The organism is Aquirufa beregesia (assembly GCF_011090385.1).
GTDB classification, from domain to species: Bacteria; Bacteroidota; Bacteroidia; order Cytophagales; family Spirosomataceae; genus Aquirufa; species Aquirufa beregesia.
In genome coordinates, this window is the sequence record NZ_SEWW01000010.1 from 16,884 (window position 1) to 43,390 (window position 26,507).

Genomic DNA, 26,507 nt, shown 5'->3' on the forward strand with positions numbered 1-26,507 from the left:
TTTTCTATTCAATTATTTCGCAGCTGGTTTAGCAAACATGGCATTAGCCTCACTACCACCTGACATTAAATAAGCCATTAAATCTTTCAATTCTTCTGGATTCAAGCTATTGATCAAACCAGCAAGCATGGGAGATACTCCAGAATACTTCACTGAAGTTACATTTTTCTTCAATACCTTTTCAACTTGATCCGGAGCATATGGGTTTTGCGACACATAGAATGCTACTTTATCCTGATTTGTGATACGACCTACTACGGATGTTCCATTTCTCAACATCAACTGAGAAGCAGCATATTGATCTGAAACCGTTTTGTTCGGGTCAATGATTGATTCCAAAATATCCTTCTTAGAGAAACGAGTTCCCAAATTAGTCAAGTCGGGACCAACATTTCCTCCGCCATCAGAACCTACGGCATGACAGTTTCTACAAGTTGTAGCAGCAAACATCGATTTACCATTTTGGAAATCACGATTTGTTAAAGGAGCATCCAAAAGTGCTACTGCGTCTTCCACTTTCCAGTTTCTACCAGGGCCTTTCGGTGCATTTACTTTTACTAAATCATTACCATTAGCTGTTAATAAATCAGCACCTGACATTTTATCATATTTTGCACGCTGTGCTTCAGCTACATTTTTCAAAGCTAATTTACGAGCACGATCAATGAAACCTACATAACTACGTCCACCTTGATACTCAAATCCTTTACGGAACCAAGCAAAATAGCGGTCGTGTAATTCTGGAGTCCAATTGTTCTTAGCCGCACTTAACATCGTAGCTAAATAGGTTTGTTGTGCTGGTGGAATTTTTTCCAACATACGAGCGATATCTGTACCATACTGAGGGTTACGCATAATTAAGTCAGCAGAAGAAGTCGCCGTTTCAGCACGGTAAGCAGCTACGGAAGCGGTATCTTTTGTTTCCATCAACTTCAAAGTACGAGGAATGATGTTTGGAGCTTCCAAAGTCACCAAGATACGGCTCAATGAACGAGTTAAGTTCATTTGTTTCGCTGGGTATAATGCATCAAACTTCGCCACAATAGCTGAAGATTGAGAAGCATCTGGCAAACCGTTTCTTAAAATATTCAATTCAAAGGCACGGATGTAATCAATTTGCAATGCCTCATTGAAACCTTTATTATCAATCTTCAATAAAGCTGCATTGATAGCATTTTTATTTTCTGGCTTATCCATACGAATCAAACCAATCAAAGCATTGATAGCTGCAACTGGATCTTTTTCATTCAATGCTTTATCTTTCCAAGAATCAGCTGGATTATGCTCTAGAGCAATACGTGCAGCATAACGAACAAAACGATCTGGGCTATTCAAATGTGGCCAAACTGTAGCAACAGCTGCAGGATTTGGTCCATTATGGAATACCTCTAACTTACGACGCAATTCATTCAATGGAGTAATTTGAGAAACAACTGGTTTGGTATTAGCTTCTTCAGGTCCTGTATAATATACACGATACAAATCAGACTCTAAACGACGACCACCAATTAAGAAATATAAAGCTCCATCAGGACCAATTTGACCATCTGTTAATGGTAAAGGAATACCCGATAAGAATTCTTCACGATCAGCTGTATAAGTAGAACCTTGTGGTTTCAACTTGATTAAGTGAGCAATACCAAATGTCCAGTCAAATGCCAATAACGATTTTTTGTATTTCGCAGGAAACTTAGCATCACGCAATGACAATAAACTTGTTGGAGAACCTTGTCCGATATTCAATACTGGAGGTAAGTTATCCGGTAAAGAAGGTGACCATTTGCTGTTACCTGTTCTCCATCCATGCTCTGAACCAGATGTTACGTGGTTGATACGAGTTGGTCTGTACCAAGGTAAACCGAAATCCCACTCCATATCAGCATCATATGCGAATAAATCACCTACTTCATTAAAAGCAATATCAAATGCATTTCTGTATCCAGCACTGATTAATTCCCATTTTTTGCCATCTGGATCAATGTTTACTACATATCCACCTGGAGCATAACGATCATTAGCATGTCCACGCGGGTCTTTGATTAAAGGGAACAAATTGTCCTCATGCCAGTTTTTAGGCAAACGGTAAGCATCCATTGGAGGTACATCCGTATGGTTACCATTGATTAAATAGATGGATTTTTTATCAGGAGATAAAATGATGGAGTGTGGACCGTGTTCTCCTTCACCTTTGAATTCCTTCATCAAAGTGATCTTATCGAACTGATCATCACCATCTAAATCCTGAACACGGTACAATCCACTACCACGTGGAGCATAGCTAGGAGCAAAATTAGGATTACGACCAGGTTGAGCTGCAGGAGGATTAACTGGAGCTACACGAGCATTCACCATCACGTACAAGCTATTGAACGCATATAATAAACCGTGAGCATTACCAATACCTAATGTATCCACCCCTTTTCCAAATTTCAATTTCTCAATTTTCGGAGTATTATCTTTTGATCCAATAGCTGGAATAGTTAATCTAAACAATCCACCATATTGGTCAGAAGCAATCATTCTGCCTTTATCATCAAAACACATAGCTACCCATGAACCAATTTTGGCATCCGATGGGCTAAATAAGTGTTCTACTTTAAATCCAGGTTGTAGACGAATCTTATCGATCTTTGGATTAGCTCCTTCTGCCAGAGCGGGCTGTACTTTGTGGAGTGAATTGTAGCCAAAACTGCCCAAAGCAATTACGGCTGCAAACACCATTCCAAGTTTAACTAGAGGTCTCATTTTCATATAATTAACAGTGTTTATTTAAGAGTTTTCAATCGAATATTTTTGTATTCCACTTTCATGGGAGGTCCTACGTGAACTTGCATACCTAACCAACCAGAAGCTTTTCCATTAATTTTATCTAAATCAGTTACATCGCTCATCAAAACGCCGTTGATGTAATGCAATAAATGATTTCCTTTGGCCACAATATGTAGCTCATTCCAATCTTCTGATTTAATCGAGGTTTTCAAAGAATCCGTATGTCCTAAAGAACCTTTTACCTGACGAGCTGTCCAGTTATTTCTTTGAGCCAATGTACGTAAATTGTTCTTTATTTCTGGGTCTGTTTGCTCGTTAATGACGGATATTTCACCGCGATAGGCCAAAGTTGTGCGAGCACGTTCTTCATAATTCTGACCAGTATAACGGTTACTACCATCGATATCCGCTTGATATCCTTTTAAAGCATAAGGCAAATCAGGTAATAATTCTTCCGAACGGTAGTTCACACCGGTATTACCCGATTTAGTAATTTTAACATCTGCCTTAAATTCAAAATCAGCAGGCTGTCCACCTCTCCAAATTAAGAAATGATTTCTTTTTAATATTGTTGCCGGAGTAATTTCCCCTACGATGGATCCGTTTTCTACTCGCCAATAGGCTGGATCACCCTCCCATCCTTTTAAACTCTTGCCATCAAAGATTTTCTTGAATCCTTTTTCCTTAGGTTTGTCCTGGCCTGCCGAAGGATTGCGAAACGCAAAGAATGGAAGCATCAGCCCTACGAGGCCTAGGTACAATAATTGTTTTTTCATAGGTACTATAGATTATATGTAAAAATTAGTGAAAAAATTCGCATTTATATAATGTTTTATAGGGTTCTAAGCCTTTTTCTTAGTCTGTTGAAAAAAGACGAAAACACCCTTTTTATTCGAGATAACTATATCTTTTAATCCATCTTGATTCATATCTTCTATCACAATATGTATCCCTGCACCTGAATCTTCGTCAATGTCATGGCTTATCCAAGTAGGGTTTTTACCTGATTTAAATTCATACCAGCGTAACAGTGATTTTTCAAATTCTCCTGGATCTTTTCCATTATGCGCCATAAAGCGCTTGCCAACGACAAAATCAGGCTGTTTATCTCCATTTAAATCGGCCATCACCATAGCATGTGTTTGAGATAAATCTTTTTGAATGACTTGGGTTTCAACACCTGTGGCTGTCCGGCGGTGCCACCAAATGCCATAATCATGTGCTGAAGAATTAAGTAAATCAACCAGGCCATCTCCATCCAAATCAAGAACCATGATATGAGCACTATCAAAACTCAAGGATAAAGGGTGAAAAGTCCAATCATTGGCTAATACATCTTGTGGACATTCCCACCAACCTTCTTTGAAGATGATGTCTTTTCTTCCATCTCCGTTCATGTCGCCATGACCTAAACCATGGGTATATTTATGTGTCCCTAAACTAGGGTTAGAGGAAATCACGTGTGCTTTCCAAACAGTATCTTTTTTAGTGCTAGGTGCTTGTAACCAAACCATTTGTTTTGATTTGGAATCATTGCCAATAATATCTTTCAATCCATCTCCATTCACATCTTCAAAAAGTGGAGATTCATTTCCGATGGACGCATATAAAAAATGTCTTTTCCAAAGCTCAGTCTTGTTTTTGGGATTCTCAAACCAAAAAACTGCTTCACCTGGCAATCCCACTTTAATCAAATCGACCCAGCCGTCGTGGTTTACATCCTGAGCAAAATTTAAAAATGAATTACTATATCCCTCGTCTACCTTAAACACATGATCTTTCGGGAAAACTTTCAATGATTTATCGTAACGAAGATCATCATCACTAATAACATGTTTTGTCCATTTCGGTGCTTCAAACCAATAGGAACCTGCCATAACATCTTTTTTTCCATCATGGTTTACATCTCCCACGCAAACCCCTTCAGAGAGAAAAGTTGAACTTAGAATCACTTTCTTAAAATCGGGAGTATGATTTGCTCCTATGGCTTGCCCAACAAATGCCAAACTAAACAATAGAGCCTTCAAAGTGAATGTAAACGTTTTCATAGAAATAAGAGAAAAAAATAGCTGTCCTGATGATCTAGGACAGCTATTCTAACTACTAAATGATTACTTAATATTTGGATTCAATGCAGCTTCATCAGCAGGCATTGGGTAATATTTCTCAATAACTGAGAAAGAGTTACTACGAAGTGTATATCCTCTTTGGTAATAATAAGAGAATGGATCCTTTTTGATAGCTTCTCCACGAGCAGTGATCACAGCTTTATACGTATCTGTACGTACTAGGTCATGCCAACGCTTGTTCTCAAACGCCAATTCTACACGACGCTCTTGCATTAAAGCCGTACGGAAGTCAGCTTGAGAAGTAGCTGTAGAATTCGCTAAACCTGCACGCTTACGTACCATATTTAAGTACGTTGCAGCTTCAGCCGTTTTTCCTTGCTCATTCAATGCTTCAGCTAAGAATAATAAAGCTTCAGAATAACGATATACTGGCCAGTTCATACCATGGTTACCATTCAAGGAGTGAGTTTTCATATACTTCTTAATGATTGGGTATGTTTTACCTTCCCATAAAGTTGATGAACATAAAATGTAACCAATGGAAGCATCTTTACGTAAATCACCTGACTCATATGCCGCAATAATATCTGGAGTTGGAATGTTATTACCTTCTCCTGTTTGGGGCTGTGGATTTGACGTTCCTGAAAGCGTTTTTAATTCAGACTCTAACATAGGACGAGGCAAAAAGTTGTACATAAATGTACCGTTAAATCCATTAGAACCCTCTTGGAACTGAACTTCAAATACGCTTTCGGCATTATTTTTGTTCGCAGTAGAAGTAGAGAATACATTGTTGTAATCTGGAATTAATGAATAATTTCCTTCTGCAACAACTTCCTTCATTAATTTCTCTGCTTCAGCCCATTTCTTCTGAATGATGTACAAGTTAGCCAACACTGTTTTGGCAGCACCTGAAGTAGCACGTCCAGCTTCCTGAGTAGACTTTGGCTTTAAGTTTGCCGCAGCACCTATTAAATCATCCGTGATAATTTTCTCTAAATCAGCGGCAGTTCCCATTTTGGCAGCTGCTGCCTCACGAGTAGTAACTGGAGTTAATTGTAAAGGCGCTTTATTGAAATAACGGTACAATTCAAAGTAAGCAAATCCACGCATGAATTGGGCCTGACCCTTCAAGTTTGCTTTTTCTGTAGCATCAAAATCCGCTTTATCAATCAAAGCTAGGATTTGATTCGCACGTGCGATAATCAAATAATCTTGACGATATTGGTTCAATACGTGTGCGTTGGTGGTTAATCCATTCGATACTGGAATAGAGAAATCCGCCAAATCTTCTTGCTGCTCTGTTGCACCAAATGCTGTATTACGAGCATAATAAGTGTTATCCGAGTGCATTTCAGATAATAACCAAGAACGGTCATTGTAGATTGTTCTCAATGGAACATAACATGCATTCACCGCTTGTTGAAAATCGGACTGCGTCTTAAAAAACGTTACCGAACTTAAACTTGTTTCCGGAGTAATATCCAAGAAACTCTCTGTGCAACCTGTCAATCCGACAGCCAGCAAACAGCTTAATATTATTTTATTTTTCATTGTTTCTAAAAATAAACGTGATTATCTGGCTAATTAAAAGTTAAAGTTGGCTCCAACAGTGAAGGTACGCGGAACTGGATAACTTGAGAAGTCAATACCTTGACTTAAGTTACCACCATCTCCTTGACCGTTTCCTTGAGAACTAACCTCAGGATTTGGTCCACCCCAGTAATTAGTGAAAATAAATGCTTGCTGACATGAAGCATATACACGAAGCGATTTGTACACCTTAGAAGGCTTAGTAAATGTATAACCCAACGTGATGTTACGGATAGTGAAGTAAGAAGCATCAGAGATGAAACGAGAGTTAATCCAGTCACGCTCAATACCCGTTACGTTACCACCACCTACAGTAGTACCATATTTACCTAAACCAGGATTAGATTCTGATCTCCAACGATTAGCTACTTCTTCTAACAAGTTGAAAGGACCATCTAAGTTAGCCGTTGAGTAAATGTGACGAACCATAACTTGGTTTCCATAAGAACCAGATCCAATTACATTGAAATCCCAGTTTTTGTAGGCTACATTGTTCGTAATTCCGTAAATGAAATCTGGGAAAGGATTACCCATAATCACACGGTCATCATTGTTACCACCATAAGTAATTACACCATCACCGTTAGCATCCCAAATTTTGATTGTACCAGGGAATGAACGACCTGGAACCTTAGGACTATTGTCTACATCAGCTTGGTTTTTGTACATACCTTGAGAAATCAAACCGTAGAACTGACCGAATGGTTGACCTACTTTAGTGATGTGGAATGTACCATAAACACGGTCAATACCAGGAGCTAAAGCTACTACTACGTTACGGTTGAACGAGATGTTGGCATTGGTAGTCCACTTAACTGCACCAGTTGTATTTTTTGTGTTTACACCAAATTCATGACCCCAGAATTTAATCTCACCAATGTTATCATTAAAGTTAGAGAAACCTGATTCCTGAGCAATTTGAACGGAATACAATAAGTTAGACGTATTCTTTAAGTAATAATCATACGTGAAACTCACACGATCATTCCATAAGTTCAAGTCCAAACCTAAGTCTAACTGACGTGTTTTTTCCCATCCTAAGTTCGGATTAGCTAAAGAACTAACAGAAGCTCCAGGAGAAACAGTATTACCAAATACACCGTTGACCGTATTGTTAATCAAGGCATACTGAGTATAGTTACCAATGTTGTTGTTACCAATTTCACCGAAACTACCTCTGATTTTCATGAAAGAAACAGCTGGGATATCTTGCATAAAGCCCTCATCAGAAACGACCCAACCTAAACCAACAGATGGGAATGTACCCCAACGGTTATTTAAACCGAAACGAGAAGATCCGTCACGACGAATAGCTGCGTTTAATAAATACTTTCCTTTGTAGTTATACGTAGCACGAGCTAAGAAAGAGGTCAACGCCCACTCTTGAACACCACTTTGAGTCGCTCCACGATTGATGTTGATAGCACCTTGGATTGTAGGAAGACGGTCATCCGAATAAGTATCCGCTTGAACTTGAGTAAACTCTTGACGGAAATACTGGTTGGTGTAACCTCCTAATAACTCTAATTTATGATCTTCGTTGATTGTCTTGTTATAAGTAACAGTATTCTCATTCAACCAAGATACGTTCTCTACGTTTTGACGGATAGAAACCGCCGTAGTAGGAATTGGAGTGTTAATAGCACTAGTAGCAGTTGATGGGTTGAAGAAGAAGAATTTCGTTCTTAAAATTTCACCATTGATACTAGACTTCAATTTCAAACCTTTGATTGGCTCATACTCCATGAAAGCATTCGTCAATAAGTTCGTTGTAGTCGTTTCATTTATTAACTCTTGAGCAGAACGAACCCAGTTAGCATAAGCAAAGATGTTACCTGTACTTGCTGGAAAACGGTTGAACTTAGTAAGTGTAGTACCATCAGCCTCATAAATCGGCATGATAGGCCATGTATGCAAAGCATTGAACAAGATACCAGTACCACGGTCACCATCAGTTCTTGGAGTATTATCGTAGGTCAATTGAGGAGCTACGTTAAAACCAATAGTCACTTTGTCAGAAATGTCATATGCTGAATTTAAACGTAATGAATAACGCTTATAATCCGTATTGATAACCACACCTTTTTGATCCAAAACTCCAGCTACTAAGGAAGTTCTAGATTTCTCCTTGTTAGAAGTGATGGATAAGTTATAACTTGTGATAGGTGCATTTTTATTAATTAATGCATCAAACCAATCGTTGTTTTTACCTGCATACTGAGAAGGATTTTGGAATTCAGCAGGAACTGGTTGCTTTGCATCTTCATAGAATTCTTTCTTGAATTGAGCAAACTGAACAGCATCCATCATTTTAACACGTCCCTTCATTGGAACTTGCTGAACACCTGTGTAAACGTTAAAGCTTACGTTAGTTCCACTTCCTTTACCCTTCTTCGTTGTAATCAAAACCACACCATTAGCTGCACGAGAACCATATAATGAAGTAGAAGCAGCATCTTTCAATACGGAGATATCTTCAATCTCATCTGGGTTCATAGCGCCGATTGTACCCGTGATAGGGAAACCATCCACTACATATAATGGATCAGAACCAGCAGAAACTGATAATTGACCACGAATACGGATATTCAAACCCTTACCAGGTTGACCAGTAGTTTGATTAATTTGAACACCTGCTAATTGACCTTGTAATTTTTGGCCAATTTGAGTCACAGGTAAATCTTTCAATTCTTTGTAACCAATCGTTTGTACAGCACCCGTGATTTCTTTTTTCACTTGACTACCGTAACCCACTACTACGATTTCGTTCAGTGTCTTGTTATCCGCAACTAATGAAATATTCAAAGTCTTTTGACCCGAATAAACGACATCTTTGGATATAAAACCAACCGAACTAAAACGTAAAGTTTCATTGTTTTTAACATCGATGGCAAAGTTACCTGAACCATCTGTGGAAGCTCCACGAGTGGTACCTACGATAGTAACTGCAGCACCAATCAAAGGCTCCCCGTCGGAACCACTTACTTTACCTCGAAGATTCTGGGCCTGTGCCATTGCTACCGAGGACAAAAAGAAAATCAGCGCTAGAAGCAAGCCTCCAGTCCGATTTCCCATTCGTAGATCGTAAAATTTGTTTTTCATAGAGAAAAAATTAAAGGTTAAAAATGTGTGATTTTGATTAATTCAGAAGCCAAGTTTTAAAGCAACATGATTAATAACTGTCGAAATTTAGAATATAGCACTACCCTAACCGTCCTTATCTATCCTTATGAAAAAAATAAAAAATTTCTAGATTTCATCAAAAAAGTACCATTTCGTGTATTTAATGGTAAATAAAAATACGCTAAATAGTACTTTAACTGCATTATTTTGAAAATTTCTGACTTGGTCTTTTTTAATTTGACTTAACCTGAGGTGCTGATGAAAATCATACTTATGTGCTGATTTTTGAGAAAAAAGAAAGAAATTAGATTATATATCTATTAAATAACATGATTCATCGACGACAATTCCTTCAATCTTCTTCTTTAGCATTCTTAGCTCCCAGTATTTGGACACAAGCCAATCAAACAATACTTCCTCCAAGCATCAAACCAATAAGTCTGGAAGAAAGGAGACAAAGGATAGCTAAGGCCCAACGTTTATTAGTGAAAAATAAATTGAGGGCTTTGATATTGGATGCAGGAACAAGCATGGAGTATTTCACGGGTGTAAAATGGTATCCTAGTGAAAGATCCTTATTGGCCATCATTCCTGACAAAGGAGAGTTGAGCTTTATTTGTCCAGCCTTTGAAGAGGATCGATTCAGAGAAATAAATATGTTAAGCCAACAAGTCCGTACTTGGGAGGAACATGAAAATCCATTCGCCATGACGATTGAGCTGTTGAAAGATCATGGAATTCGCTCCGGGAAATTAGCCATAGAAGAAAGAACTCGATTTTTCATTTTTGATGGTTTAAGAAAGGCGGGGATGTCTTTTCAACTAGTCAGTGGTGATTCTATCAGTATTCCTTGCCGGATGATTAAATCCCCTACGGAAATTGCTTTGATGCAAAGAGCCAATGATATCACGGTGGAAGCGATCAAAGCTGGGATGGCTAGTTTAAAAGAAGGTATGACTCCAGCGGATGTATCTGCCAAAATTGCTCAAGTACATCGAAGCCAAGGAGCAGTACATGATTTTGCCTTGGTAAATATGGGGGTTGCTACCTCATTTCCTCATGGAAGTAATAAACCACAAATTTTAAAGCAAGGGGATGTGGTATTGATGGACGTGGGCTGTGTGGTAGGTGGTTACAGTTCTGATATTACACGTACGATTGTTTTTGGACAAGCCAATGATCAACAAAAGCGGATTTGGGATCTAGAGAAAAAATCGCAGGCAGCTGGTTTTGCTGCGGCTCAACTAGGCCGCCCTTGTGAAGAGGTGGATTATGCTTCTCGAAAAGTTTTAGAAGATGCGGGCTTTGGTCCAGGATATCGCTTACCTGGTTTGCCGCATCGAACAGGACATGGTATTGGAATGAATGGACATGAATGGGGAAATATGGTCAAAGGGAATAAAGATCCTTTACAAGTAGGTATGTGTTTCAGTATTGAACCCACTATTGCTATTCCTGGAGAATTTGGTATCCGACTAGAAGATTGTGTGTACATGACCCAAGATGGCCCTCGTTGGTTTTCACAACCTAGCCCATCCATTGATGTGCCATTTTAGTAATTAGACAATCTTCTAATTACTGTCGATTCACGAGCATATTTGAGTAGATTTTTCTACTCTCCTTTGAATCCTATGGCTCTTATGAATTTGGTGAATTCTGTAACACCTGTGGTACAGTTGTCATTGTTGTTACAGGAATTACCTGGGTTACTAGGCAAGATTTGTCAACTTTTAAAAAGTTGACAAATCTAAGTGATAAATCTAAGTAACAAATACATATACCAAACTACTTATTGGCACACTTTCTACCTATATAAAAATTGATAATTTCAATCAAAAATTTGATAATCAACTATATCATACTCTTTCTATGTGTGACACAACGAGGTACATCACTTTCGTAATGCGATACATAAAGTAAGGTAAACTCATCCTGCTCGGACATAAAGTCCAACAAATGCTTAACATGCTGTATTTGATCTTCATCTAAACCCTGACATGGTTCGTCTAAAATCAATAGAGGTGGGTTCTTCACCAATGCCCTGGTTAATAAAACCATTCGCTGTTCACCTGTCGAAATCTGCTGGAAATGTCTTTCTGACAAATGTGATAAGCCCATTATTTCCATCCAAGTCTGCACCCGACCACTCTGATCCGTACTCATTCTTTTGCCTAAACCCATGATATCAAATAAACCAGAAGAAATCACTTCTCTGACCGTACCTGGTGCTCGGAAATACACATGCAATTCTGGACTTACATAACCCATGCGTTTCTTAATATCCCAAATGCTTTCACCACTCCCTCGTTTCCGATCAAATAAGAACAAGTTTTGAGCATAAGCCTGGGGATTATCCGCCGAAATCAAACTTAACATGGTGGATTTTCCTGCACCGTTAGGTCCATAAATCAACCATTTGTCTCCTTGAAATACTTCCCAATCAAATCCAGACAAAATCACTTTTTCGCCGTACCTAACTTGTACATCTTTCATTTGAATGGCCCATTGAAAAGCAGGAAATACCTCTTTTGTCGCTATCAAGGTCTTCAATTTCTCTTTCCAGCCATCTTCCCGTTGGTTAAAAAACAGCATTTTTCTCTGCTCGTATGCTTTCTTTTCTCCTTGCCAGACAGATTGACCTGCCTCCAATACCATGACATGAGTTATGGTATCAGGCAATTCCATAGCTGAACTAATCAAGATAAAATGAATTCCTAATTGGGGCAATTTAGCCAAACATTGACTTAATATTTCTCGGCCTTGAACATCTAATCCTAAAAACGGATTGTCTAATATCAACCAATCTGGCTGTTTTAATAAGGCCTTAACTAGTTGCAATCGCTTATTCTCTCCATTGGACAATTGAATCAATGGCTTGTTTACCAATTCTTGTAAATGAAAGACATTTAACCAGGCATGAATAGCTTCAGAATCCTCTTCTGCCAACTCCTCTAACATGGTATATGCATCCTCAGAATCTTGTGAATTAAAGCGCTGTTGTAAATAAAAATCGGATACATTACTGCGGTTCTTAAAGCGATGTTGCTGCTCTATCCAATACACTTTTGATGTAGGAGCATCATCTTGGAAAAAGCTAAATGTTCCTTTTCTAAATAACCGCCCTGTCAATGCTTTCGCTAAAGTCGTTTTTCCTGAACCCATCGAACCCACAATGGCCCAATTTTGCCCTTCCAGCACTTGAAAGCTAATATCATTCAGCACTTGAGCACTTCCATAAGAAGCACTCAAATGCTGAATATCGGCCAAAATTTTTGCCATATTACAATCTTTCTTCCTTGATTTTGTCCACGACTGACGGATCTAATAAAGTGGAAGTATCTCCCAAATTATTGATATCTCCTTCCGCTATTTTTCGCAAAATCCGGCGCATGATTTTTCCTGAACGTGTCTTGGGCAAACCCGTCACAAATTGAATTTTGTCTGGTCTAGCTATAGCACCTATAATCTGGCTTACCGTGGCCGCTATGTCTTTACGTGCCATGACAGGATCTTTGGGCGTTGAAGCCATAATGACATAAGCATAAATACCTTGTCCTTTGATATCATGTGGATATCCTACCACAGCTGATTCAATCACATCCGTAAACATATTGATCGCATTTTCAACCTCAGCCGTCCCAATGCGATGGCCGGAAATATTCATCACATCATCTACTCGACCAGTAATCCGATAATACCCATCCTCATCGCGCATACAACCATCCCCTGTGAAATAAAGGTTTTCATAGGTGGCAAAATAGTTTGTCCGACAACGCTCATGATCTCCATACGTAGTTCTTAAAATACCAGGCCAAGGGAATTTAATACATAGGTTTCCTGAAACGCCATTACCTATTATTTCTTCTCCTTTTTCATCCACCAAGATGGGCTGAACTCCCGGTAAAGGTAGCGTGGCGTAACATGGCTTGGTTGGGGTAATATTCGCTAAAGGAGAAATCAAAATACCTCCTGTTTCAGTTTGCCACCACGTATCTACAATCGGGCATTTCCCTTTGCCAATCTGTTCATTATACCAATTCCAAGCCTCCTCATTAATAGGTTCTCCTACCGACCCCAATACACGTAAACTACTCAAATCCTTGTCTTTGACATAATCCAAGCCGAATTGCATCAAAGAACGAATAGCCGTTGGTGCTGTATACAGGATATTTACATCATGTTTATCGACTATATCCCAAAAACGACCCGCGTCAGGATAAGTTGGAATACCTTCAAAAATCAAACTAGTGGCTCCTTGAATTAATGGTCCATAAACAATGTAGGAATGACCCGTAATCCAGCCAATATCCGCAGTGCAGAAATACATTTCCCCAGGCTTATATTGAAATATATTTTGGAAGGTATAGGCCGTAAATACCATATATCCTCCACATGTATGCACCACCCCCTTCGGCTTGCCTGTTGAACCAGAAGTATATAAAATAAATAAAGGATCTTCGGCATCCATTTCTTCAGCTGGACAATCCGTCAAACCTAAGCTACGCATACGATCCATTTCTGAACTCCAAAAAAGGTCGCGGCCCTTGATCATACTTACGGCCGATTTAGACCGCTCCAATACAATCACTGTTTTCACACAGGGACAAGTAATAATGGCCTCATCCATGATATGCTTCAAGAAAATCTCTTTATTTCCTCGGTGTGAACCATCAGCTGTAACCACTATGGAACATTGGGCATCTTGAATTCGGTCAGATATCGACTGAGCAGAAAAACCACCAAATACCACCGAATGTATAGCACCAATACGAGCACAAGCTAAAACAGCAATGGCCAATTCGGGTACCATAGGCATGTATAAACAAATTCTATCCCCTTTCTTTGCCCCATTTTGTTTCAGCACATTGGCAAAAGTGCATACTTCTTGATGTAATTCGCGATAAGTATACGTCTTATTAGCCTCATTAGGGTCATTTGATTCCCATACAATAGCTGGTTGATCTGCTTTATCTGTCAAATGACGATCCAGACAGTTTTCTGTAATATTCAACTTGGCCCCTTGGTACCATTCAATTTTGGGTTCTTTGAAATTCCAATCCAGTACTTTATTCCATTTTTTCTTCCAAACAAAATTTTCAGCTATTTCACCCCAAAAACCCTCCGGGTTTTCAATACTATATTGGTACGCTTTTTCGTATTCTTCAAAATTTTCTACTTGTAGTTTCATGCGGATTTTGTTTTTAATCTATAATTCATATTCGTTTTGTAAGGCATAAAGGCCAAAGACACACATCCCCCCCGTGATGATGGGGGATAAAATAAACGTGTAAATGATTGCTGGCACCAAACTCTCCATGTCACCCTTAGCAAACAAGGGAATAGCTTGTTCAACAATCAAAAAATAAGCAGCTGCGATTCCCAAAAGTATCCAAACGGCTCCAGCAATACGTCTAATGTTATTCATTTTAATCATTGATCTCCCGATCTTTTCCGTTAATGTATAATAATCCAATCACAAAACAGACCCCACCTATGATGATAGGATACCATAATCCTTCCAAATATGGCTTAGCATAAGGAAGGCTTTGCCCTGCTGCTGCGGCAACTTCATTAGCTGTATTCGCTTTGGCGGCTAAATAGGTGGCTACCGCAGGAAGTAGTCCTCCAAAAATACCATTTCCAATATGGTAAGGTAAAGACATAGAAGTATATCGAATGGCCGTAGGAAACATTTCAACCAAAAAAGCGGCTATAGGACCATACACCATGGTAACATACAATACTTGTATAAAAACCAGCAATATCAACATCCAAAATGCATGCTGACCCACGTGGATTGTTTTTTTCAACATGGCTTTTTCTCTCTGAATAGATGGCAAATGAGATACTTTCTCCGTCTTTTCTTCCAATAATTGAGTCCCATCCGTATAAGTATAAATGGTGCGCGTCACTTTGGATAGGGTCACCGTTCCGTCAATCATGTGATAATCCGTGTGAACTTGCCTGGAATTCGCTTTCTCCGTCTTCAAACTTACATCGGCTAGTTCATACATGGCCTGATATATGGGACGATAGGTACAAATAGCGATTAACATTCCAGCTAACATGATGCCTTTCCGACCAATCTTATCAGATAACCACCCAAAAAATATAAAGAAACCCGTTCCCGCTGCTAAGGAAATGGCAATGATGTAATTGCTTTGTTCAAACTCAATATTCGCTACTTTTTGAAGAAAAGAAAGGGCATAAAATTGGCCAGTATACCAAACTACCCCCTGCCCCATGGTGGCTCCAAAAAGAGCTAAAAGAACGAACTTGAAATTCAATTTCTTTCCAAAAGATTCTTTCAAAGGGTTTGCTACAATCTTACCCTCCTGTTTCGCTTGGGCAAACAAAGGAGATTCATCCATGTTTTTGCGGATGAAGTAGGAAATACCTACCATCACAATGGAAATCAAAAAAGGAATTCGCCAGCCCCAATCATTGAACGCTTCTAGGCTCATCGACTTCTTGGTTGCTAAAATAACTAACAAAGAAATGAATAAACCCAGAGAAGCGGTGGTTTGAATCCATGCCGTTCTTAGCCCCCTTTTGTTAGGCTCAGCATGTTCGGCTACATAAGTGGCTGCACCTCCGTATTCCCCGCCTAAGGCTAATCCTTGCAATAAACGCAAGGTTAAAACCAATATAGGAGCTAAAAAACCAATACTGGAATACGATGGAATTAAACCTATGGCAAAAGTGGAAAAGCCCATGATTAAAAGGGTCACAAGGAAGGTATATTTCCTCCCTAATAAATCTCCTAAACGACCAAAAAATAGTGCCCCAAAGGGGCGAACAACAAAACCTGCTGCAAAAGTAGCTAAAGTGGACAAAAAGGCTGCCGTGGGATTATCAGAAGGGAAAAATTTAGTAGCAATGATGACAGACAAACTTCCAAAAATATAGAAATCGTACCATTCTATTAAAGTACCTACGGAAGAGGCGGCAATTACTCTACGCAATTTCTTTCCATCAAAGCCTTCGCTTATTTCATTCTGTAACATAGTTGTATTCATAGGTTGATATCCATGTCATACCTTCACTCAACTTCTCCTTCAGACACGAAAGTCTAAATTACTGATAATTTCATTATTTTTAGAAATCTTTAGACAATAGAATTGTAAAAAAACACGCAATCCCATTATAGACCATGAAAAAATTATCCTTACTCTTTTTACTTACTGGAATCTGGTGTCTTAGTATCAGTCAAAACCTAGCACAAAGTTTAGTGAGAAGTACGCCTGAAGCAGAAGGCGTTTCCTCCGCGGCCATCGAACAGTTCATTGATTCTTTTGATGCCAAAAAACACGAATTACATTCTGTCATGATCCTGCGTCATGGAAAAGTCATAGCGGAAGCTTGGTGGAAACCTTATGCTGCTAATTTGAAACATAGTATGTATTCCGTATCAAAAAGCTGGACTTCTACCGCTATTGGTTTCGCAGTTGCTGAGAAAAAAATCCAAGTCAGTGATAAAGTCATCAACTATTTTCCTGAATACCCAGACTTAGCTAATAAGCCTTACATCGCTGATCTAAGCATTCAAAACCTGTTAACCATGTCGGTTGGGCATGAGGTAGAACCGCTTCGTGGCGTAGTGGCCACACAGACAGATTGGGTAAAAGGATTCCTTTCCGCTAGTATTGCCCATCAGCCAGGGACTAAGTTCTTGTACAATACCTTAGCTACTTACATGCTTTCTGCCATCATTCAAAAAGTAACAGGACAAAAAGTGGTGGATTACTTAGACCCTCGTTTATTTAAACCGTTGGGCATCCAAGGGGTTGATTGGGAAGTTGATCCCCAAGGCATTAATACGGGAGGCTGGGGAATTCGAGTGAAAACAGAAGATATGGCCAAGCTTGGTCAATTATATCTTCAACAGGGTAAGTGGAAAGGCAAACAAATCTTACCTGCTGCCTGGGTAGCAGAGGCTACTTCCAAGCATATTGATCAAGATCCTAGCGCAAGTGCGGAGAAAAAATCCAATTCCGATTGGTTACAAGGGTACGGATATCAGTTTTGGCGTTGTAGAAATGGAGCCTTTAGAGCTGATGGAGCCTATGGCCAATACATTGTGATGATGCCCGAACAGGATGCTGTGGTTGTCATTACTTCAGAATCGCATGAATTGCAAGACGACCTAAACATGGTTTGGAAGCATTTACTTCCTGCCTTTGAAAAAAATGCTTTAACTCCAAATCCTATTGCTCAAAAGCAGTTAAAATCGAAACTAAGCCAATTACAATTAATTGCTCCTGCACAAGACAATGCAATTTCATCGACTACTTGGAATAATCCTTCCGTTCAATTAGATAAAAATGCGTTGAATGTAGAACAAATTGGATTTCAATGGATAGGTGAAAAATTGAATCTACAATTGATGGATAACAAACAACAAAAGCACTTGATCCCCGTGGGACATGGGACATGGGCTGAGACAAGTACGGAGATGCCTGGTCCTTATTTATTGAGAGCAGCTAAGGCCAATTTAGAAGGTCAATCGCCCTTTAAAGTAGCCTCAAGCTATCGTTGGATAGGTCAAAATACATTGGAAATCACTTTGCGTTTTTATGAGAGTCCCCATCACTGGGTTTGGACTTGTCAGTTAGACCATGGCCAATTCAAGATGGAGATTAAAAACTCTTTCGATCGACTAAATACCATTAAAGTAAGTGGTAATGTGAAACTTTAACCTACGTAATCCCCTACTCGTCGCAAAATAGAGAATGCCGTATAAGAATATTGAAAACTTTTTCTAACATTGTACAATAGCAAAAATATTGCATCTAAAGATTTCATTTAAATCATATATCTATGTCAACTCATTTACCAAAAAACTCATCTCGTCGTCAATTTTTACTTTCGGGATCCTTGGCCACGGTAGGCCTATTTTTGGCAGGAAAAGCGAATGCTTCTTCCTTACTCTTAGCCGCTAAACCAGATTCTAAATTTGCTGGTGTACAAATCGGAGCTATTACTTATTCATACCGTAGTTTACCAGGTAGCATTGAGCAAGTATTGCAATATTGCATTGACAGTAACATTTCTGCCATTGAATTGATGGGAGATGCTGCCGAAGAGTTTGCAGGAAAGCCTAAAAATCCAAATCCAAGACCGATGATGGGTCCTCCAGCTCCAGGCGCAGCACGTCCTCAAATGACGGATGAGCAAAGAGCTAAAATGGCTGCTTATCAAAAAGAAGTAGCAGAATGGAGAGCATCTGTTTCTATGGACAAGTTCAAAGAGGTGAAACAAATGTTTGATAAAGCAGGTATTAACATTTATGCATTTAAACCGAATGCTTTAGGTGCAAACAACACGGATGCAGAAGTAGAATACGCATTAAAAGCTGGTAAGGCTTTAGGAGCTAAGTCGGTAACCATTGAATTACCAACAGATCCTGCTCAATCTCAGCGTTTAGGTGATTTAGGTGCTAAGCACAAAATGTACATTGGATACCACTTGCACACTACGGCTACTGATACAGCTTGGGATGTAGCATTAGCCCAGTCGCCTTACAACTCCATGAACTTGGATTGCGGTCACTACATTGCTGCTGGTGGAAATAATACCACAGCTAGTTTATTGAAATTGATCGAATCCAAAGCAGATCGTATTACTTCGATGCACATTAAGGATAGAAAAAATAAGGAGAATGGTGGTCAGAACCAAGTTTGGGGACAAGGAAACACTCCATTGAAAGAAATTCTTACTTTGCTGAAGGAGAAAAAATACAAATTCCCTGCAACCATCGAATTGGAATATGATATCCCAGCAGGTTCTGATCCAGTATCAGAAGTTAAAAAATGTGTTGCTTACGCAAAAAACATTTTGGTAGGATAAAATCAAAATCTGGCATGAAACATGCCAAATTTTGAAATGATAAATGATGAATTGTAAATGGTAAATTATTCTATTTCATTCACCATTTTTTAAAAGTCCTACAATTGAATTAAATAGGTGGATAAAACGAACGTTTTGTTCACCTATTTTTTTGATTTATAATTGATAAAAATTACATAACCATTAAGAAACTTTTGAATTCACCATTTACCATTAAATTTTAATTTCCTTCAGCATCTCGATCAAATCTCCAGCCATCAAACTGGATTTAGAATAAGTACTGGCATACAAATCACCAGCCAGGCCATGATAATAGACTCCTAAGCAAGCCGCCAACCCTGTTGGATAAGATTGTGCAGCCAAAGAAGCAATGATGCCGGATAATACATCTCCACTCCCTGCTGTAGCCATACCATCATTTCCTGTGCTATTCACCCATTTCTTGCCATCCGAGGTAAAAACATGGGAATTCTTACCCTTTACCACCAACTGAACAGGATAATGGTGGACAAATTTTTGTGCTTCCTCCAAAGCGGTTTCCGCATCTACTGTTTTCCCTACGAGTCTACTTAATTCTCCCAAATGAGGAGTTAAGATATGATTCTCATGTAGTAAAGCATACCACTCGGGATGTTGGGCCAATAATGTCAAACCGTCCGCATCAATCACCATGGGAGTTTTAATGTGCTCCATTAAATAATGTAGTTCTTCCGTAGCTAGCTCGCTCAAGCCCACACCAGGTCCATAAACGATCGCAGTTTTATCTTCATACAAAGGCAAATTCTCCAACACAGATCTTCCTCCATTGATTTCATACATGACTTCAGGACTATTCGCTAACAAGGGAATTACCCCTTCTGATGGAATAATGGCTGTTACTAAACCACAACCCGCCCTCAAGGCAGCTCGAGAGCTTAATGCGGAGGCTCCTAATTTGCCTTCACTCCCGGCAATCACCCATACATGACCAAAACTTCTCTTATGGCCATCCATCGCTCTTTCTTTCCGGTGACTTTGCACCCAATCTTCTTGCAGGACTGTTTCCATTTTTATTCTATTTTATCGTCAAATAATAAAATTTATAACCAAATTTGCAATTCTAGTAATCGAGAACTACTATTGTAACAAACGGATACAATAAAGAATTTAACACACATGAAAAGAATCTTACAACTAGCTGCTGGCTGCCTTTTCAGCCTATCCCTGTTGACCATGAATGCACAAGGACCTCAAAACTCCTATGGTATCGATGTACAAGTTAAAACCAAAAACGGAACTGTAGAAGGTGAACTTGATACTCGATCAAAAATCGTTAGTTTCAAAGGCATTCCATTTGCTCAAGCTCCTGTAGGAGAATTACGCTGGAAGGCTCCCCAAGAACCCAAATCATGGAATGGCACATTGCAAGCTAAGCAATTTGGTCCAAAAGCGGTGCAAACTCCCATCTTTGGAGACATGGGTTTCCGTAGCAATGGCATGAGCGAAGATTGCTTATACCTAAACGTTTGGACTCCTAAAGTGGAATCAGGAGCTAAATTACCAGTATTAGTATATTTTTATGGAGGGGGATTTATGGCTGGAGATGGCTCTGAGCCACGTTACGATGGAGAATCCATGGCTAAAAAAGGTGTGGTTTCTGTGACCATCAATTACCGTTTGAATCTATTCGGTTTCTTTTCTCATCCTGAATTAACTCAAGAGTCTCCTAACAAAGCTTCGGGTAATTATGGCTACATGGACATGGTGGCTGCCTTAAAATGGGTAAAAGCAAATATCGCTCAATTTGGTGGTGACCCTAATCACGTGACCATTGCTGGTGAATCGGCTGGATCTATTGCTGTTTCTGCACAAATGGCCTCTCCTTTAGCTAAAGGTCTATTCCAAGGAGCTATTGGGGAAAGTGGAGGTTGGTTAAGCAATACCTTAGCACCTATGAGCTTAAAAGATTCTGAGAAATATGGAGCGGATTGGGCTAAGAAAGTGGGGGCTACTTCGTTGAAAGAATTGAGAGCCATGTCTACCTATGAATTGTATCAAAAAATGGTCGATTCTAAAGCGCTGAGTTTCCCTGGCAATATTGATGGCTATTTCATGCCAAAAACAGTTCGGGAAATTTTTGAGGCAGGAGAACAATCTCAAGTCCCTTTATTAGTAGGCTGGAATTCCGAAGAAATGGGATATCGCGCCATTACTAGAGGAAAGACCGCTACACCAGAAGTATTTACAGAGGTCGTTAAAGAACTTTACAAAGACAAAGCAGATCAAGTGTTGCAATTATACCCTGCCAAAACGGCTGAAGAAGCGGAGCAATCAGCCACGGATTTAGCGGGTGATCGTTTCTTAGGATTCTCTACTTGGAAATGGTTTGATCTACATCGTAAACACAGTCAACAACCCATTTATCGCTATTATTTTGCCCGTCCTAGACCAGACATGGTACAAAAAGACGTAGAAGCAGCCTTAGCGGGTGGTGTGGTGAAAAGAGATCCCAATGCTCCGAAAGCCCCTAAACCTAAAGGCGCTGTTCACTCGGCTGAAATTGAATATGCTCTAGGCAATTTATCGACTAATTTAACCTATGCTTGGACCCCAGAAGATTATAAAGTGTCCAAAGTTATGCAGGAATATTTTGCCAATTTCATCAAAACCTGGAATCCCAATGGAGCTAATTTAGCCAATTGGCCAGCAGCAAAAATGGAAGCCAAACCAGAATTGATGTTGTTAGACGTAGAATCCAAAGTCATTCGCGGCGAAAAAGATGCCCGATATGAATTTTTAGATCAAGATTCAGGTAAAAAATAAATTGCTTATTTTTACCTAATCTAATGTAAACCTATCACATGCAATCGAACATATTTCACACGGCCATACTTTCTTACGGAATGTCTGGTCGTGTTTTTCATGCCCCTTTCCTTGTTACACATCCAGGATTCCAATTAATAGGATGCTGGGAAAGATCTCAAAAAAACATTCAATCAAGATATCCAGAAGTAAGTAGCTACGATTCATTAGAAGAAGTCTTGGCGAATGATTCCATTGACTTGGTCGTAGTCAACACTCCCATTGTTACCCATTTTGAATACACCTTGAAATGCTTGGAAGCAGGAAAACATGTCCTAGTGGAGAAGTGTTTTACCCGTACCGCTGAGGAAGCTATTCAGTTAAAAGCAGCCATGGAAAAAGCAAATAAGCAGCTATTTGTCTTTCAAAACCGTCGCTGGGACTCTGATTTTCTAACTGTCAAAAAAGTCAAAGAATCGGGTGTATTAGGCGAATTAGTGGAAGCTGAATTCCATTATGATCGCTTTGACGGAAATCTTTCTTATAAAGCCCACAAGGAAACCGCAGGTGTGGGTGTGGGTGTGGTTACCGACTTAGGTCCACATATCATTGATCAAGCGATATCCTTATTTGGCATGCCTGAGCGTGTATTTGCTGATTTACGCAAAACTAGGAAAAATACGCAAGTGGACGATTACTTTGAAATTTTACTGTACTACGCCAATTTGCGCGTACGATTGAAAGCCGGATATTTTGTCAAAATGCCTGTACCATCCTTTCAATTGCACGGCAAACAAGGTAGTTTTTTAAAGACCCGTTCAGACAGGCAAGAAGCTGATTTACAATTAGCTATACTTCCCAATACTCCCAACTGGGGCCAAGATTCGGAAAAGGATTTTGGTCAAATTTGGATTGATGGAGAAGATAGTCCACGTGCTATCCCTTCTGAGACCGGTAATTACATGGCCTTCTTTGAAAATGTATACCAAACCCTGTTAGGGAACGAAAAGCCAGCCGTATCTGTTGAAGATGGTATTCGTAGCATGCGCATTGTAGATGCAGCCTATGAAAGTAATCGTCAACAAGCTATCATCCCGCTTTCCTAAAAATATGGCAACAGCATCAACTACCCAGAGATTATTCCAACAATTTGAACCTGAATTACTAAAAAAGGTACAACAGGTAGGATTGGTTCGTAAGTTTAAAGCGGAGGAGTATTTAATGCAAACAGGCCAACAAATCCGTTCGGCTGTATTAGTATTGGACGGTGTTATCAAAGTATTTAGAGAAGACGATGAGGGCAATGAAGTCTTTATGTACAACCTGCATCCTGGAGAAGCTTGTGCAATTTCTATGACTTGTGCTGCTCGTCAACTCTCTAGTCAAATCATGGCCAAAGCCTTAGTGGACACGGAGGTTTTGGCTATTCCTGTAGAATTAATGGATGAATGGGCACTTAAATACCGTTCTTGGTACCAATTTGTCTTAGAAACTTACCGCTCTCGTTTTGAGGAACTTTTAGATACGCTGGACCACATTGCCTTCCGTAATCTAGATGAACGTCTACTTTGGTACTTAAAACAGCATCAAAAAAGCCTAAAAAGCAACTTTATCAAAACTTCCTTCACAGACATCGCATTAGAACTCAACTCTTCCCGTGAAGTCATCTCTCGCCTAATGAAAAAACTGGCTGAAAAAGGCCATGTCAAATTACATAAGAATGAAGTGGAGATTCTGAACTTAAAAATGTAGAATTTATTGAACTTAATTAATAACCTTTCAGAGAATGCTCAATGAACTGTATAAATGTGTAATAATGTTATCTTAAAAGGGTCTGAGTTATTCTACATTCTTCATCACCCTCCTGTGATGCTTATCACGCCCAAAGTACCTATAATATTGGAAATTTGCGAGTGTAAATAACTCAAAATGCCGGCAAAAACCACCCATTACCTGATTCTATTCTGGTCATTGTGTATTTTACCCACTGTTCAAGCAAGTCCAACCATCTCCCATACGACAGATTCTATTTCGGTTTGGAATGCCTTAACAAACGGGAAAATACGACCTAATCTTCGCTATTTTTACATGAACACTGATAATGTAGGTGAGGCATACGATGCTTTCGCCCATGGAATAGGTCTGGGACTTTCCTATGAAACCGCTCCTTGGAACCATATAAGCTTGGGAGTAAGTGCCCAATGGATGTACAATATACATTCCAGCTCCTTGACACCTGATCCCAAATTTCCTATACTCAATCGTTATGAAATGGGGCTTTTTGATCTGATTCAGCCTCAATCAAAGGATATACTAAGTCGATTAGAAAAATTATATGTAGCCTATTCTATCCAAAAATCAAGCATTAAAATTGGGCGTCAAGTCATCAATACTCCTTTTATCAATCCGCAAGATGGAAGACTACGACCTACGGCTGTATCAGGAATTTGGGTAGATTGGAATAACATATCCAATACTAAAATAGAAGGAGGATTTCTTCAGGCCATTTCACCCCGAAGTACCACGCAATGGTTTGGTATAGGTGAATCTTTAGGAATATATCCACAAGGCCTAAATCCTGACGGGTCTAAGTCGAATTACTTGGGCAACATTAACTCACAAGGTATCGGAATCTTAGGAATCACCCTAAAACAAATGAAACCTTGGAGCATTCAGGCTTGGAATATGTATGTGGATCAAATGATGTACACAGGTATGCTACAAGCGGACGTACAATGGTCAACTCATCAACATAGCCAATGGCTTGCAGGTTTACAATACATCGAACAACATGCCGTCCAACATGGAGGAAATCCTGAACCTTCCAAAACATACATGAGCCCTGGTACAATGTCAAGGTCTTTGGGAGCTAAATTTGGTTGGGAAAATAAACAGTGGAAAACCTCCATCAATTACAATAGAATAACGGGAGAAGGGCGGTATTTGATGCCCCGAGAATGGGGAAAAGACCCATTCTTTACTTTCATGCCCAGGGAAAGAAATGAAGGTTTTGGTGATGTGCAAGCCTTTGTAGCAAAAGTCACGTATCAATGGAAAAAAATTCCATTAAAGACCCAAATTGCTCAAGGTTATTTTCACCTACCTAATGTGAATGATTTTACTTTAAATAAATATGCCATGCCATCCTATTCACAAACCAACCTAGATATGACCTATGAACCAAAAGGGTATTGGAAAGGTATGAGCTTTTCCATTATTTATGTTTATAAAAACCAATTGGAAAGGGGGGACTTGGCCGACAAATTCATCATCAACAAAGTGAATATGAGCCAATTGAACCTCATCATAAATTACAATTTATAGAATCAAGGAAATATTCAAAAGAATTCTCCTGTATGTACATAGCTTTGAAGGCTAAAAACTAAACACTAATCCCTTATAAAATTTTCTTCCCTTGTGATAAAAATCACGAATTAGGCCAAATAATTGCTTGACATTTGTATCAACAAAAAAGAAAAGCACAACATGGAAATTATTGGATACTTTGCCTCTTTACTGATTGGAATCTCCTTGGGACTCATAGGTGGTGGTGGATCCATTTTGACGGTACCTGTATTGGTCTATTTATTTGGCATCAATCCTATTTTAGCTACAGCTTATTCTCTTTTTATAGTGGGTGCCAGTAGTTTGGTAGGAGCGTTCCCAAAATACAAACAAGGCTTAGTCAATTTAAAGACGGCCATCATTTTTGGAATACCTTCTATCATCTCAGTCTACGCTACACGTAAGTTCATTGTTCCATTAATACCAACAGATATATTCCAAATTAGAGAATTAATGATTACCAAATCCATCTTAATGATGGTATTATTTGCTATCCTGATGGTAGCCGCTTCCATCTCCATGATTCGTGGAAAATGTGAAAATTGTGGAAAAGAAGGAACTGAGGAACTAGATGTAAAAGAACAATCGTTTAATTACCCTGTGATTATTCTGGAAGGTGGAGTCGTAGGATTACTAACTGGATTAGTCGGCGCAGGAGGTGGATTCTTAATCATTCCAGCTTTGGTCGTACTTTCCAAATTACCGATGAAACAGGCGGTTGGGACTTCCCTACTCATCATAGCCATGAAATCATTGATTGGTTTCACGGGAGATTTGGGACATCAAATCATCGATTGGCCCTTACTATTAACCATTACGGCATTGGCCATTGCAGGAATTTTTATAGGAGATAAATTCAGTAAAAACGTCGACAGTGATAAATTAAAAAGAGGCTTCGGCTGGTTCGTACTCATCATGGGTATATATATCTTAATCCAACAATTAGCCTTTCCATTAAAATAAGCAATAATTACTTTA

18 protein-coding genes are annotated in these 26,507 nt (G+C 39.3%); 8 read left to right on the forward strand and 10 right to left on the reverse strand.

The genetic code is table 11. The features are described 5' to 3' along the window. Nucleotides 1–12 precede the first annotated feature (12 nt). From EWU23_RS12605 to EWU23_RS12625, 5 genes are all read right to left on the reverse strand, one after another. Entirely contained in the window at nt 13–2,751 is a 2,739-nt protein-coding gene (locus EWU23_RS12605) for a c-type cytochrome (RefSeq protein ID WP_235942216.1), read from the reverse strand. Nucleotides 2,752–2,765: 14 nt separating this feature from the next. Next, nucleotides 2,766–3,506: a 3-keto-disaccharide hydrolase gene (locus tag EWU23_RS12610; protein WP_235942221.1), complete on the reverse strand. Its 741-nt coding sequence runs from the start codon at nt 3,504–3,506 to the stop codon at nt 2,766–2,768. Between the two features lie 105 nt (nt 3,507–3,611). Then, on the reverse strand, nt 3,612–4,817 hold the full coding sequence (locus EWU23_RS12615) for an FG-GAP repeat domain-containing protein (protein ID WP_166232748.1): 1,206 nt from the start codon (nt 4,815–4,817) through the stop codon (nt 3,612–3,614). A gap of 63 nt (nt 4,818–4,880) precedes the next feature. Continuing rightward, the gene (locus tag EWU23_RS12620) at nt 4,881–6,392 is read right to left on the reverse strand and encodes a RagB/SusD family nutrient uptake outer membrane protein (RefSeq protein WP_166232750.1); all 1,512 of its coding nucleotides are present in this window, start codon (nt 6,390–6,392) and stop codon (nt 4,881–4,883) included. A gap of 33 nt (nt 6,393–6,425) precedes the next feature. Continuing rightward, complete coding sequence (locus EWU23_RS12625) at nt 6,426–9,533, reverse strand: SusC/RagA family TonB-linked outer membrane protein (RefSeq protein WP_166232752.1); 3,108 nt, start codon at nt 9,531–9,533, stop codon at nt 6,426–6,428. A gap of 350 nt (nt 9,534–9,883) precedes the next feature. Between EWU23_RS12625 and EWU23_RS12630 the strand changes: the two genes are divergently transcribed. After that, nucleotides 9,884–11,110, forward strand: coding sequence for a M24 family metallopeptidase (locus EWU23_RS12630; protein WP_166232754.1), 1,227 nt, complete (start codon nt 9,884–9,886; stop codon nt 11,108–11,110). 295 nt (nt 11,111–11,405) lie between these two features. Here EWU23_RS12630 and EWU23_RS12635 read toward each other — a convergent pair whose 3' ends face one another. The 4 genes from EWU23_RS12635 to EWU23_RS12650 are packed head-to-tail and all read right to left on the reverse strand — an operon-like array spanning nt 11,406 to nt 16,561. Then, entirely contained in the window at nt 11,406–12,833 is a 1,428-nt protein-coding gene (locus tag EWU23_RS12635; protein WP_166232756.1) for an ATP-binding cassette domain-containing protein, read from the reverse strand. 1 nt (nt 12,834) lies between these two features. Then, complete coding sequence (acs, locus tag EWU23_RS12640; protein WP_166232758.1) at nt 12,835–14,742, reverse strand: acetate--CoA ligase; 1,908 nt, start codon at nt 14,740–14,742, stop codon at nt 12,835–12,837. Nucleotides 14,743–14,760: 18 nt separating this feature from the next. After that, nucleotides 14,761–14,979, reverse strand: a complete 219-nt coding sequence (locus tag EWU23_RS12645) for a DUF6814 family protein (protein WP_166232760.1) — start codon at nt 14,977–14,979, stop codon at nt 14,761–14,763. Nucleotide 14,980: 1 nt separating this feature from the next. Beyond that, complete coding sequence (locus tag EWU23_RS12650; RefSeq protein WP_166232762.1) at nt 14,981–16,561, reverse strand: MFS transporter; 1,581 nt, start codon at nt 16,559–16,561, stop codon at nt 14,981–14,983. A gap of 146 nt (nt 16,562–16,707) precedes the next feature. Between EWU23_RS12650 and EWU23_RS12655 the strand changes: the two genes are divergently transcribed. Then, the gene (locus EWU23_RS12655; RefSeq protein ID WP_166232764.1) at nt 16,708–18,252 is read left to right on the forward strand and encodes a serine hydrolase domain-containing protein; all 1,545 of its coding nucleotides are present in this window, start codon (nt 16,708–16,710) and stop codon (nt 18,250–18,252) included. A 122-nt stretch (nt 18,253–18,374) separates the two neighbouring features. Beyond that, the gene (locus EWU23_RS12660) at nt 18,375–19,403 is read left to right on the forward strand and encodes a sugar phosphate isomerase/epimerase family protein (RefSeq protein ID WP_166232766.1); all 1,029 of its coding nucleotides are present in this window, start codon (nt 18,375–18,377) and stop codon (nt 19,401–19,403) included. A gap of 213 nt (nt 19,404–19,616) precedes the next feature. On the opposite strand, the gene EWU23_RS12665 is transcribed toward EWU23_RS12660, so the two are convergent. After that, nucleotides 19,617–20,450, reverse strand: coding sequence for an NAD(P)H-hydrate dehydratase (locus tag EWU23_RS12665; protein ID WP_166232768.1), 834 nt, complete (start codon nt 20,448–20,450; stop codon nt 19,617–19,619). A gap of 108 nt (nt 20,451–20,558) precedes the next feature. Between EWU23_RS12665 and EWU23_RS12670 the strand changes: the two genes are divergently transcribed. The 5 genes from EWU23_RS12670 (at nt 20,559) to EWU23_RS12690 (ending at nt 26,492) form a co-directional block, all read left to right on the forward strand. Beyond that, complete coding sequence (locus EWU23_RS12670; protein WP_166232770.1) at nt 20,559–22,205, forward strand: carboxylesterase/lipase family protein; 1,647 nt, start codon at nt 20,559–20,561, stop codon at nt 22,203–22,205. Between the two features lie 38 nt (nt 22,206–22,243). Continuing rightward, nucleotides 22,244–23,290 carry a Gfo/Idh/MocA family oxidoreductase gene (locus tag EWU23_RS12675; protein WP_166232772.1) on the forward strand — a complete coding sequence of 349 codons (1,047 nt, stop codon included), beginning with the start codon at nt 22,244–22,246 and terminating at the stop codon, nt 23,288–23,290. A gap of 4 nt (nt 23,291–23,294) precedes the next feature. Continuing rightward, nucleotides 23,295–23,936 carry a Crp/Fnr family transcriptional regulator gene (locus tag EWU23_RS12680; RefSeq protein WP_166232774.1) on the forward strand — a complete coding sequence of 214 codons (642 nt, stop codon included), beginning with the start codon at nt 23,295–23,297 and terminating at the stop codon, nt 23,934–23,936. Nucleotides 23,937–24,113: 177 nt separating this feature from the next. Next, entirely contained in the window at nt 24,114–25,508 is a 1,395-nt protein-coding gene (locus tag EWU23_RS12685) for an OprD family outer membrane porin (RefSeq protein ID WP_166232776.1), read from the forward strand. Between the two features lie 162 nt (nt 25,509–25,670). Next, entirely contained in the window at nt 25,671–26,492 is an 822-nt protein-coding gene (locus tag EWU23_RS12690; protein ID WP_166232778.1) for a sulfite exporter TauE/SafE family protein, read from the forward strand. The last annotated feature ends 15 nt before the right edge of the window (nt 26,493–26,507 follow it).